This window comes from Paenibacillus sp. AGC31 (genome assembly GCF_057334655.1).
In genome coordinates, this window is the sequence record NZ_JBHFJH010000005.1 from 233,712 (window position 1) to 246,410 (window position 12,699).

Consider the following 12,699-nt stretch of genomic DNA (forward strand, 5'->3'; position numbering starts at 1 on the left):
ACTACAGGAAAAAGAAGAAAATCTGTGCCTATCCCAGGTACGGATTTTTTATTGTCCATTTTTGGCATAACTACTTCACCTGTCGTAGTAAAATGTGCTATACTTCAACTACTACGACAGATGAAGTAATGAGGAGGAGTATCTTTTGTGATCAGCAGTGACGTTATACGTGGCTACAATGATACGCTGATCCTCTACATGCTGCTCGAAGGGGAGTCGTACGGCTACGAGATTTCCAAGAACATCAGGCAGCTGACAGAGGAAAAGTACGTCATGAAGGAGACGACATTATACTCGGCCTTCACCCGATTGGAGAAGAACGGTTATATTGAATCGTTTTACCTGGATGAGAATAGTTTGGGAAAGCGTCGTACCTATTACCGGATTACGCCGCCCGGCCTCGACTATTACAGAGAAAAGTGTGAGGAATGGAAGGTTACGCAAGAGGTTGTTAATCTATTTATCAGGGAGTTGTGACGGAACATGGAGACAATTATGGTGTATCTGGAGAACATGTTTGCGGGTCTACCGAAGACACCCGAGGTGGAGCATCTGAAGCAGGAGCTCCTTTCGGGGATGGAAGATAAGTACCTAGAGTTGAAGCGGGAAGGCAAGTCGGAGAATGAAGCCATCGGTATTGTGATCTCAGAATTCGGTAATATCGAGGAGCTAACTGCAGAACTCGGTATTCAACCAGTCAGTGCGGAAGAGGCAGTACCTGTGCTGACGGAAGAAGAAGCCTACGCATATACCAATGCAAAAAGAAATGCCGGATTTTGGATCGGGCTGGGTGTTTTATTGTGCGCGTCGGGTGTGGCGTTTCTGATTTTCATGGATACTTTATTTGAGAACTATGCGACTTCAGCTGCAAACCGTTCGGTGGAAACGGGGGCTGTACTGGGCCTGATCGGCATGTTCGTGCTGATTGCGATTGCGGTAGGCATGTTCATTCACAGTGGCATGAAGCTTGAACGCTTCAGTCATATGGAGAAGGGCATCCAGCTTCCTTATACACTTAAAATGAGTATTCAGCATAGTCGGGAGAGCTTCGCTCTGACTTATCGTATAGCCATCATTACGGGTGTTTGCCTGTGCATTCTGTCTCCTGTGTTTATTTTCGCAGCGTCCTCTATCAATAATAACTACGCCTCTTATGGTGTATCTGCCTTTATGGTTATGGCTGGGGTAGGAGCATTCCTGTTTGTATATTACGGTAATATTCAGGGGGCTTACACGAACTTGCTGGAGAAGCACCAGTTGACGGTAGAGAAGAAGCAAGAAGTGAAAATTGTGAGAGCCGTGGAAGCGATTGTATGGCCGCTGGCGACAGCCATCTTCTTGTTCACAGGCTTTGTATATCAACGGTGGGATATCAATTGGGCCATATTCCCGATTACAGGCATTCTCTCCGGCAGCTTGAGCAATGTGTACCATATTATGAAAAGCAAAAATCCGTCCTGAGCACTGCTTTAGCTAGTAAAGCCCACTTGATCTATATTGATCAGGTGGGCTTTTTTTGCTCCATTTAATCTAGTTTTGCTGCAACAAAAACGAGCGAATGCCTGTCGTGACCAGATCATGGTCTTCCTCATCAGGCAAACCCGATACCGTAATGGTGCCGACCTGTCCCTCATTTTTCAGAATCAGTGGGAAAGCGCCACCAGCCAGAACATAGTCCGATGAAGGCAGATTGAAGTCTTGCTCAAGTGTCTGGTTTTCGCTTCTTAACCGCAGGGCAGTATGCCAAGAGCTGGAGGAGAAATGATTCACCACGTTGTTTTTACGTCGAATCCAGTCTTCGTTGTCGGGATGAGTGCCTTCCATCGCATGCAAAAAGAGACGATGTCCCTTCAGGGTAATGTCGATGGTCACGGCTTGGGAACGACGCTTCGCTTCCTCGACCAGATGCAGGCCAAGTCCAAGCGCCATTTCAGAATCAAATGTGCTGAATACCAAGTCCTTTTCTTCCTGTTGCATTTCCTTTAATTTCTCTGTCATGGTTAGGTTCAAATTGCAGGCAGCCCCTTTACATATATGATTGATGTCTACATTCGACATGGATTGGTGTAGTCCCTTCTCGATGCAGTCTGAACGATGTTAGTGGACATTACTTGCGTGGTTAAAGGCCGTTCATTTGGAGACCATACATCGGCTGTGTTAAAGTGAAGGGAACCTAATATACATAACTCTTAAAGTTAAAATAAGTTATTGCTACGTAGGCAGGAGGAGAGGCACGATGCTGTTTTATTTTGTAGCACTGCTGGTAACTTTGGTTGATCAGGGAACCAAGATTGCAGTGAGGATGTATATGGAAGTTGGCGACGTCATGAGACTGGGTAACTCCGGCATGCAGTTACAGCATTACGAGAACAGTGGAATGGCGGGCAGCATGTTTCAGGGAAATGCGCGTCTGTTCGGTGTAATTGCTGTTCTGTTCATAGCGGGCATGCTGTATTACCGGAGTAAAGGTGAGATTCGCGGTTTCTGGATGCAAGCTGGCGCGGGTTTTATGGTCGGTGGGGCTTTAGGAAATGCGATCGATCGATTTATCTATGCCCGGGTAACGGATTTCCTCGTGTTTCCGTCAGGACGCGGGATTTTGAATCTCGCTGATGTCGCAATTAACATCGGTGTGGTCATGATCATCATCGGCATGTTGATTCGAGCATTTCAGAGTTATCGGGCCAAGCGTTTACGTAATGCTTTGCCGAAGGTTGAGCGTTCGTAACATGCAATAAAGGCTTTCGGTGGTTATACACGTAAGCTGAAAAAATGAGGGACATTGGATATCATCCAGTGTCCTTTTTGTTATGCCCCATTCAGGTCATGGGAAGAACTGCCTTGATTCATTTTTATCGAAACCGTTTTAGAAATAATAAAGACCTATATCATCCATTTAGATCGAAATTAGTTTGGAAGGATTAACCAAATGGTTATTTCACCATCTGAATGGGTAAATTCTTACGTATAAAGCTGAGGGAGGTACAACATGAGAACAACGCTTACCAAGGCTCTCGGGACAATGTTGCTGTGTGGAATGATGGCTGTACTTTTATCTTCCTGTACCAGTGGAGATAGCGCGAATGGCAAAGTGCAGATTGAATTTTTCCAGAACAAGCCTGAAGCCAAAACAACCTTTGATGAATTGATCAAAACGTTTAATGCGGAGCATGACGATATTCAGGTGACACAGGTGAATCCACCCGATGCGGAGACGGTATTGAAGACGCGTGTTGTCAAAAACGATATCCCGGATATCATGGCCATGGGGGCAACGGATACGTATTCGATCCTGGCTCAGAGTGATATTTTCACTGATCTGACGGACAGCTCATTACTCCAGACGATTGATCCGAACTACATACAGATGCTGAAGGATCTCACAGGCATGGACGAAGTGACAGGTATTCCTTACGCGACTAATGCAAACGGCATTATGTACAACAAAACGTTGTTTAAGGACATGGGATTGGACGTGCCCAAGACGTGGGATGAACTCATTGCAACCGCCCAAAAGATTAAGGATGCAGGTGAGATTCCATTTTACTTCACATACAAGGATGACTGGCAGACGAGCCTGCCGTTCAATGCACTAGCATCCAATCTGGTTGGTATTGATTTCTACCAAGAGCGACGCGATAACAAAGTGACGTTTAAGGAGAAGTACCGCGAGGTAGCTGAGAAGCAACTGGAACTCATGAAGTATGGTCACGGCGATAACTTTGGTAAAGCCTATTCGGACGGTAACCGTGCTTTTGCTAACGGTGAAGCCTTCATGTACATCCAGGGAACCTGGGCCATCTCGGAGATTCGCAAAGCGAACCCAAATGTCGACATTGGTTTCTTCCCATTCCCTACGGGCAACGATGCAAGTGAGATCAAGCTGGTGAACGGAATCGACTCCCTGTTTACCATTGCGGCGGACACACCTAATCGCGAGCAGGCAGAGACGTTTATTGCGTTTCTGTTAGATCCTGAAAATATCGGAAGATACATTGACGAACAGACGCTGTTCTCTGCGGTCGAAGATGTGAAGCAGGATGATCCGGCGGTACAGGAATTGATGCCATATATCGAGCAGGGCAAGGTTATTGACTTTCCCGATCACTATATTCCGGCTGCCGTGCAGCTGAATTCCATCGTACAGTCCTTTTTGCAGAACCAAAACATCGACAACTACCTAGATACACTCGACAAAGAATGGGACAAGGTTGCCAATCGGCGCTAAGCCTTGTCTGAAGGAGGATGGAGTATGAACAAGCGTATCGCACCTTATTACTGGATGACGGTTCCGGCGGTTGTATTGTTTTTTGTATTTATGACCCTGCCGGCCCTCCAGGGCATCTATTATTCATTTACGAATTATAACGGATTCGGGAAAGAGTATGATTTTGTTGGCTTCAAAAACTATTTCAACTTGTTCCAGGACGACAATGTAGGCAACGCCTACTGGTTTACGTTCAAGTTCGCGATCGTTGTGACGATCCTGACCAATATTCTGAGCCTGCTCATTGCACTTGGGCTGAATGCCAAGATCAAGTTCCGTAACTTTTTCCGCGGCATCTACTTCCTGCCCAATATTCTGAGTGTACTGATCGTAGGTTACATATTTAACTATCTGTTCTCCAACGTATTCCCGATCTGGGGACAAAATCTGGGCATCAATGCGCTATCCACCAACATTCTCGGTAGCGAGAGTCTGGCTTGGATCGGTATCGTCATTGTTGCAGTATGGCAATCGGTGGCCCTGAATACGATTCTGTATTTGGCTGGTCTGCAAACGATACCAACGACACTGTACGAGGCATCCAACCTCGACGGTGCAGGCAAATGGCGTGAATTCTGGAGCATTACTTTCCCGCTTATTGCCCCGTTTTTCACCATTAATATGGTGCTGGCCATGAAAAACTCACTTATGGTCTTCGACCAAATCGTAGCCTTGACCAACGGTGGTCCCGGGCGGGCGACACAGTCCATCTCCCATCTGATCTACACCGGTGGATTTGAAGGCGGCGAATATGCGTATCAATCTGCGAACTCGGTTATTTACTTCATCGTAATTGCGGTGATTTCAATTCTGCAAATCCGGTTCCTGCAAAGAAGGGAGATGGATCTGTAATGAGAAGCCGTACACGAATCAATTGGCTCGTTATGCTGCTCGTGGTGCTGGGTACCCTGTTTATCCTGTTCCCATTGTATATGACCGTTACAATAGCTTTGAAAAATCCGGAACAGATGGCCCAATCGGTCTTTGCCATTCCGACGACACTTCACTGGGAGAATTTCGCGAGGGCCATCGACATGACAAACTTCTTCCAGTCGTTCCGTAACAGTGCGATCGTTACCGCATCCACCGTGCTTTTGACGTTGCTTAGTAACTCGATGGTAGCCTATGCGATTGCGCGGAATATGGAGAAACGCAAGTTTTTCAAAGGGCTCTATTATTACTTCGTCAGCGCGATGTTCATTCCATTCCCAATCATCATGCTGCCGATTGTTAAGCTGACCGCATCGCTGGAAATGACAAATCTGGTAGGTCTGATCCTGCTGCACACGGTATATGGCCTGGCATTTAACGTATTTGTGTACGTGGGATACATCCGGTCCATTCCGGTAGCGCTGGAGGAGGCGGCTTTTGTAGATGGAGCGACGACGTGGGGCACGTTCTGGAGAATCATTTTCCCGCTCATGGCGCCCATCAGTGCCACGGTTGGTATTCTGACTTGCCTGTCCACGTACAACGACTTCTTGCTGCCACTCATTATTATCAGTGATCCGGGACAATACACGCTGCCGCTGGTACAGTATGTATTCCAAGGACAGTTCAATACCGAGTTTAACCTTGCGTTTGCATCCTACCTGCTCGCGTTGCTGCCGATGATTATCATCTACCTGTTTGCGCAGAAGTGGATCATCAACGGGGTTACCCAAGGGTCTGTGAAATAACTGAAGATTGGCCAAAGAAAAGAATATGTGTGAAGAGATATGAACAAAGAGAGGCGGACTTTAAAAGTTCCCTCTCTTTTTTTGATCCTTGTTATTTAACGTTTGGGAACGCTTCGGAGGATTGATTAACCTGTAAAACTATGCTATTTTTTAGTCGTTAGTTTAATCGGTAAACAAAGACTAGAAGAGAAAAAGATTAAGGTTCAATTATGCAAGCGCTTTAACTATATAAATGAACTAAACATTTACACGAGAACGGAGAGGGCAGAAATAACCTGAAAAAGCGGAGCTAATAGCTTTCTGAAAGAAAGCTGCATCGGAAGCATATGCTTCGCCTTTATCACCGGATTTTCCCCTTTAAAAAGGGAATCAAAAAATCTGGGGATAACAGTGATTGGAAGGTTATTCTATCATCGTAGTGGCTAGTGTAAATATTCTTTCGTTCATTTTATATAGGGGAACTGAATACGTAGATAAATCCGGCATCGTTTGTACCCAGTCTTCAAGAGAACACAGGCGTAAGATGGTGGGTTCTTTTACATGCCAAAAAGAGAGGAGAATGGGGAAGTTGCATGGGAAAAAAGGACATTTTAACTCACTTCGCAATCAGATTTTCATTGGTTTTGTTATGGTGATGCTTGTTGTTCTATTGCTCGCAGGCATATCGGCCTATGATCGGGTAGCTGCCCTGCTGAAAAGCAATGCGGAGAAACATATTCACCAAACCGCCGTCCAGGCCAGTGGCAGATTGGATGCAATCATTGCACAAGTGAATTCGCTGACTGCCCAGGTGGCGGATGATGCATATGTGCAACGTCTGCTCAGCGATGAGAAGCAGGGCAACCCGGCTACCTTTAACCAGCGCCAAGCTCTCTTGCAGATTGCAGGAAGTTATCAGTCTTTCATTAATGGCGCGCAGAGTATGGAGATATACACCACGGGTTATAACCGCATCTTTCCGATGGATGACCGATCCCTCGATCTCAGAGTGGAGCGCAACTGGATCAGCCTGGCCGATGAAGGAAAAGGCAGACTGGTATGGGCAGGCGCTGACCCAGAAGATCCGGGTGTGCTCCTGGCTATTCGGCGGATTAACCTGCTGGATCATTCTTTCGAACATGGAGGTTATGTGGTGGTGCGGATGCAACGCAGTTTTTTTCAACTCAATGATTCGAATGGGACAGATGGTTCGCAGGACTCTATCATGCTCTTGGATGGGGCAGGCGAAGTGGTGACTTCCGATCTGGAGATTAATCTCGATCCCAAAGCCTTATTGGACAGCGGATCAGTCGTGCAGAACGGGGAGGAATCCTATATCGTCGTCCGGCAAAAATCGGAGTTAACGGGATGGACACTTGCTGTCCTGACCCCGATGCGGGAGACAACGGAAGGTGTATCCATCCTGAGAACGGCGCTGCTCGTCTCGGGAATGATTGGTGTTGTTCTGTTCCTTATCATGTCTTTCTTTCTGTCCACAATGATCACACGTCCGCTCATACGTCTGATGCGGGCCATGCGCAGTGCACAGCCGGGAGCGATGAAGCCCAATCTGATGGTCAGCTCTACGATGGAGATCAATGAACTCAACGAGGTTTATAATCAGATGGTCTACAGGCAGAACGAATTAACCCGTGTGGTTCATGAGAAGGAAGTCATGCAGTCCCAGGCTGAGCTGAAGGCGTTGCAGTCCCAGATTAATCCCCATTTTCTATTCAACACACTGGAGGCATTCTATTGGTCCCTTGAGGAAAAGGGAGACGAGGAGATGGCACGTATGGTTGTGGCGATGTCCCGATTATTTCGCTACATCATCTCCAGTTCGCAACAGGATGAATGGGTTACGATTGCCGACGAGCTGGAACACGCCGAGCGTTATCTTCAAATTATGCAGATGCGGTTGGGAGAGAGAATGCAATGGGAGATTCAGCTGAGTGATACGGTGCGTAAGGTCGCAATACCGAAACTTCTTATACAGCCTTTGGTCGAAAATGCGATTCTTCATGGGATTGAAAGTAAACTGGGACCGGGAAAGATAAGCGTCCATGTGGATGCTTCGACCGAGAAGAATCTGGTTCGCATTGAGGTTCGGGATGATGGTCCCGGTATGGATGAATTACAGTTACAATCTGTCATTCATGCTTTACATGGCGGACCGGCTGTGTCCAAGAAGGGGACAGGTGTAGGTCTAATCAACGTACATCGACGACTGAAGCTTTACTTTGGCAGCCAACTTGGCGAACGTTGTAAGCTCTCCATAACAAGTAAGGTTGGGCAAGGAACTGTCATTTGCTTTGAGATTCCCATGGGAACGGAGGGTGCATATGATTCATGACAAAACGATTCTTATCGTGGATGATGAGCCGCGTACAAGAGAGGGTATTCGCAAAACACTGGAAGGATGGTCGGCAGGACGAAATCACATTCAGACTGCAGAAAGTGGCGTCGAGGCAGTGGAATGGCTCAAGAAAAAGTCGGCAGATCTGTTAATAACGGATGTTCGCATGCCGGAATTCTCTGGCTTGTCTCTGATTGAAGCCATTCAACATTTTTCGAACAAGCCTGTTGTCCTGATTATGTCGGGACATGCCGATTTTCAATACGCCCAGCAGGCCATTAAGTTGGGTGTTGTGGAGTATATGTTGAAACCGATTGATAAGGAACAATTGCTGCTGACCGTCGAAAAAGCCCTAAAGTTCAGCGAACAACAGCGACGTATTCAAACGATGCAAGAAATGGTTGACCCCAAGCTGCTGGATGTTAAGGAGCGAGGGGAACAGAGGCTCAATAGCCAGATCAGTGAAGCTTTGACCTATGTGGATGCTCATCTGGGTGAACATGTGACCATGCGAGAAATCGCTGATTTACTCCATCTCAACTCCAGTTACTTCAGCGTATTGTTCAAGGAACAGATCGGCATCAATTTTAGTGAATACCTTACTCGCAAACGCATTCAGCGCGCGAAGGAGTTGCTTGTGCAGACAACGATGCCAATCTCAGAGATTGCGGAACAGGTGGGTTATCAGACGGATAAGTATTTTATCACGGTATTTAAAAGCCTTGAGGGGCTAAGTCCAAGCAAATATCGGCATTCCCTATCTGAACGAGATAACAAATAACCTCAAAAAAGTGGAGTTTTTCCAAATTGTTCTGGTCTTATAGAGGCAATAGGCCCGTGCTACAATTTGGTTAAAGCGGTTACATTAACCGAAAAAACCAAGGGGGTTGGAATAATGAGCAAAAAGACGATGGCCATTCTTCTGTCATGGACGCTGGTTCTCGCCGTAATTTTATCCGGATGTAACAGTTCAAGTTCGGATGAAGAGGGTGAAACAGGCAGTAACGGCACAGATGGGAAAGTAACCCTCAAGTTTATGCACCTCTGGCCAGCAGGCAGCTCCGCACAGCAAAACAAACTAGTCAACGATATCATCAAGCAGTATCAAACGGATCATCCGAATGTAACCATTAAGCAGGAAGTGCTGGAGAATGAACAATATAAGAACAAATTGAAAATCCTGTCGGCATCCAATGAACTTCCCGATGTGGGTGTAACTTGGGCTGCTGGATTTCTGGAGCCTTATGTGAAGGGGAACCTGTTCGCACCGGTCGATGATCTTCTGAGCGACTCGCTGGGCGAGAAATTCATAGCCGGAACAACAGAAGCTTATGCCATAGACGGCAAAACATATGCGTTACCAATCGAGTTGAATATCTCCCCCATTTATTATAACAAAGCCATTTTTGCAAAATATAACTTGCAGCCGCCAGCAACGTACGATGAATTCCTGAGTGTGCTGAAGACACTGACAGAGAACGGTGAGGTGCCGATCGCACTCGGTAATAAAGACCGCTGGACTGGCTCACTCTGGTATATGTATCTGGCGAATCGGTTAGGTGGAGATGCACTGGAAAAGGCCATCAATGGCTCCGGCAAGTTTGACGATCCTGCGCTGACTCAAGCTGCTGCCGAGGTGCAAAAGCTGGTGGATATGAATGCCTTCAACAAAGGCTTCAACGGGTTGTCCAACGATGAGGGCAAATCCGAATTCATGAACGAAAAAGCTGCCATGTACCTGATGGGCACCTGGGAACTGCCAAACTTCACGACTAACCCGGATATCCCGCAGGAATTCAAGGACAAGATCGGATTTTTCAAATTCCCAACGATGGAAGATGGCAAGAGTGATATTAACAGCTGGGTAGGTGGTCCAGGCGTAGGGCTGTTCGTGGCCCAGAACTCCAAAGTGAAGGAAGAAGCGCAGAAGTTTGTGCAATACTTTGTGGAAAAATGGGGTGAAAGTTCGGTAACTGAAGCAGGCGTCATCCCGGCAACCAAAGTGGATACGGCGGCAGTACAGCTGCCACAGCTTTACATTGACCTGCTCAACGAATTGAATCAGGCCAGCAGCCTTACGCTCTTTGCAGACGTACAGATGAAACCGGCAGCCGCTCAGGCCCATCTTGACATGATTCAGGCATTGTTTGGCAAAGCGGTAACACCAGAGGATTTTGTGAAGAATCATCAGGCTGCAATTGATAAAGGCAATTGACGTACACACGTTTGAACGCTTGAAGGGAGGATAATGTGATGGACAAAGTCATGTCCAACCGTCTCGTTGCTGCGTTGTACGTGCTTCCTGCACTGCTTCTGCTGCTGGTCTTGGTTTACATCCCGATCGTACTCACCGGGTATTATGGGTTGATGCAATGGGACGGGATCGGTGCAATGACCTTTATTGGATTGGATAATTACGCCAGACTGCTTCAAGACGGAACATTCTGGCAGAGTGCGAACCATACTTTTTTGCTTGCTTTGTTCTCTGCGCTGAGTCTGATCGGTTATCTGATGATTGCTTTGGTGCTGTCAGGCAAGATCAAGGGTGCCAATCTGTTCCGCAAAATATATTTGATCCCGATGCTGCTGTCTTCGGTCGCGATCGCCCAGTTATGGCTGAAGATCTATCATCCCAGCAATGGTGTACTGAACACCTTTCTGGAAGCGATCGGCTTCAGCAATCCGCCAGCCTGGCTGGCGGAGCCATCCCTGGTGCTGTATGCACTGTTCGTACCGATTCTATGGCAGTATGCAGGCTTCTATATTTTGATCTATTATGCGGCCCTCAAAAATATTCCGGAATCTCTGGTGGAAGCAGCCCGGATTGATGGGGCAAGCCCTTGGCAGATCGCTTTTCGAATCAAGCTGCCGCTAATTACTGAAGTCATCAAGGTGACCGTTGTACTGGCTGTGGTGGGCTCGCTCAAGTATTTTGACCTCATCTACGTCATGACCGATGGCGGACCGAATGGCTCCAGCGAAGTGATGGCCTCCTATATGTATCGTCAGGCGTTCCGTAGCTTCGACTTTGGTTACGGCAGTGCTGTAGGTTTCTTCCTGCTCTTGATCTGTCTGCTGGTTACCTGGCTGCTTCGAAAAGCGACAGCATCCAAAGATACGATCCAGTATTCCTGACGCTAGTTCGTGTCTGAAAACTCGCTGAAGTGCATCTTTTACCGCCTTTTCGCCCCCTGCTGCGTCACTTTCCCTTGACGTGCCCCGGCACGCCTGCGGAAAATTTCCTTGCTTGGAACGAAAAATCGGCAAAATCTGCCACCTTCGGAGTTTCCAGACACGCCCTAGTGAAATGAAAGGAGGTCCATCCCGGTGAAGACGGATACGGCTGTTAGATTGCCAACTTACCCGGGGACAAGTCGAGGTTCGGCATGGTTAAGGAGATTCGGATATGTTCTGCTGTATTTCCTCTTGTCCCTGGTAGCTTTGCTGCAAATTTTACCCTTGGTATGGCTGCTGTTGTTCTCGCTTAAAAATAATCAGGAAGTATTCGACATGGCGCCTTTTTCCCTTCCTGCTACTCCGCGTTGGGAAAACTATGTCAAGGTATGGACAGAGGGAAATATCAGCTTGTACTTCTTCAACAGTGTATGGATTACGGTGGTCTCGGTGGTGGTTACCGTGCTGTTTGCCAGTCTGGTGACCTTCGCCATTACACGTATGCGCTGGAAGGGTCGTTCGCTGGTGCTGGGACTATTCATGGTGGGTCTGATGATCCCTGTACACTCCACATTGATTCCGCTGTTCAGCTTGTTCCTGAAGCTTCATCTCACAGATCATCCTTTGTCAGTCATCCTGTCTTATATTGCCTTTAATATGCCAATTACCATTATGATTTTACTCGGATTCTACTACGCGCTTCCCCGAGAAGTGGAAGAAGCCGCAGTGATGGATGGTTGCTCCGTGCATCGGATTTTCTTTCGGATTGTGCTGCCGATGACGTCTTCGGTCATTTCCACAACGGCGATCATTAACATGATCTATAACTGGAATGAATTCATCTTTGTTAATACGTTCATCAGTACAGATTCGTACAAAACCCTGACTGTTGGTGTACAGAACTTTATCGGTCAATACACAACGGATTGGGGAGCCATTGGTGCAACGCTGATGATTAGTATTATGCCAATCCTGATTGCTTTTCTTATCTTGAGTAACCGAATCGTGGAGGGAATTGCTGCGGGTTCTGTTAAAGGTTAAAAGGCTGAGGGTTTAAGGTCCTTCCATTACTTGCTCAAAAGCGAGTTGGGAAGGACCTTTTTTGTCTTCTAAAACCTCTGGCAGGCGTACGGAAGATGGGCTATATGAAAGCAATGAAAATACCTATTTATGGAATTACAAAAAACTTTCAACTATTTTCGCAAAACTGCTGCATTTTCAAACCACCTGTGCTAACATACCCT

12 protein-coding genes are annotated in these 12,699 nt (G+C 47.0%); 11 read left to right on the top strand and 1 reads right to left on the bottom strand.

Annotation, left to right across the window (positions count from 1 at the left end):
* Positions 1-147 precede the first annotated feature (147 nt).
* Together ACE04G_RS04820 and ACE04G_RS04825 are read left to right on the top strand one after the other, a co-directional pair.
* Positions 148-477 carry a PadR family transcriptional regulator gene (locus ACE04G_RS04820; RefSeq protein ID WP_017691704.1) on the top strand — a complete coding sequence of 110 codons (330 nt, stop codon included), beginning with the start codon at positions 148-150 and terminating at the stop codon, positions 475-477.
* Positions 478-483: 6 nt separating this feature from the next.
* A complete protein-coding gene (locus ACE04G_RS04825; RefSeq protein WP_449003698.1) occupies positions 484-1,461 on the top strand; it encodes a permease prefix domain 1-containing protein in 978 nt (325 codons plus the stop codon).
* Positions 1,462-1,530: 69 nt separating this feature from the next.
* On the opposite strand, the gene ACE04G_RS04830 is transcribed toward ACE04G_RS04825, so the two are convergent.
* Positions 1,531-2,010: a heme-degrading domain-containing protein gene (locus tag ACE04G_RS04830; RefSeq protein WP_486094196.1), complete on the bottom strand. Its 480-nt coding sequence runs from the start codon at positions 2,008-2,010 to the stop codon at positions 1,531-1,533.
* 226 nt (positions 2,011-2,236) lie between these two features.
* Between ACE04G_RS04830 and lspA the strand changes: the two genes are divergently transcribed.
* The 9 genes from lspA to ACE04G_RS04875 all read left to right on the top strand — a co-directional run bounded on the left by lspA (position 2,237) and on the right by ACE04G_RS04875 (position 12,496).
* Entirely contained in the window at positions 2,237-2,728 is a 492-nt protein-coding gene (gene lspA / locus ACE04G_RS04835) for a signal peptidase II (RefSeq protein ID WP_221819808.1), read from the top strand.
* Between the two features lie 309 nt (positions 2,729-3,037).
* Complete coding sequence (locus ACE04G_RS04840) at positions 3,038-4,228, top strand: ABC transporter substrate-binding protein (RefSeq protein WP_449003713.1); 1,191 nt, start codon at positions 3,038-3,040, stop codon at positions 4,226-4,228.
* A 24-nt stretch (positions 4,229-4,252) separates the two neighbouring features.
* Positions 4,253-5,119 carry a carbohydrate ABC transporter permease gene (locus ACE04G_RS04845; RefSeq protein WP_036606633.1) on the top strand — a complete coding sequence of 289 codons (867 nt, stop codon included), beginning with the start codon at positions 4,253-4,255 and terminating at the stop codon, positions 5,117-5,119.
* Positions 5,119-5,946: a carbohydrate ABC transporter permease gene (locus ACE04G_RS04850; protein ID WP_339180415.1), complete on the top strand. Its 828-nt coding sequence runs from the start codon at positions 5,119-5,121 to the stop codon at positions 5,944-5,946. Before ACE04G_RS04845 ends, ACE04G_RS04850 begins: the two co-directional genes overlap by 1 nt.
* Positions 5,947-6,505: 559 nt before the next feature.
* The gene (locus ACE04G_RS04855; protein WP_449003700.1) at positions 6,506-8,278 is read left to right on the top strand and encodes a cache domain-containing sensor histidine kinase; all 1,773 of its coding nucleotides are present in this window, start codon (positions 6,506-6,508) and stop codon (positions 8,276-8,278) included.
* Positions 8,268-9,062 carry a response regulator transcription factor gene (locus ACE04G_RS04860; protein WP_449003701.1) on the top strand — a complete coding sequence of 265 codons (795 nt, stop codon included), beginning with the start codon at positions 8,268-8,270 and terminating at the stop codon, positions 9,060-9,062. The genes ACE04G_RS04855 and ACE04G_RS04860 overlap by 11 nt, the downstream gene beginning before the upstream one ends.
* Positions 9,063-9,176: 114 nt before the next feature.
* Entirely contained in the window at positions 9,177-10,496 is a 1,320-nt protein-coding gene (locus ACE04G_RS04865; RefSeq protein WP_036671596.1) for an extracellular solute-binding protein, read from the top strand.
* A gap of 38 nt (positions 10,497-10,534) precedes the next feature.
* On the top strand, positions 10,535-11,416 hold the full coding sequence (locus ACE04G_RS04870) for a carbohydrate ABC transporter permease (protein WP_036606643.1): 882 nt from the start codon (positions 10,535-10,537) through the stop codon (positions 11,414-11,416).
* Between the two features lie 216 nt (positions 11,417-11,632).
* Positions 11,633-12,496 carry a carbohydrate ABC transporter permease gene (locus tag ACE04G_RS04875; RefSeq protein ID WP_211084711.1) on the top strand — a complete coding sequence of 288 codons (864 nt, stop codon included), beginning with the start codon at positions 11,633-11,635 and terminating at the stop codon, positions 12,494-12,496.
* The last annotated feature ends 203 nt before the right edge of the window (positions 12,497-12,699 follow it).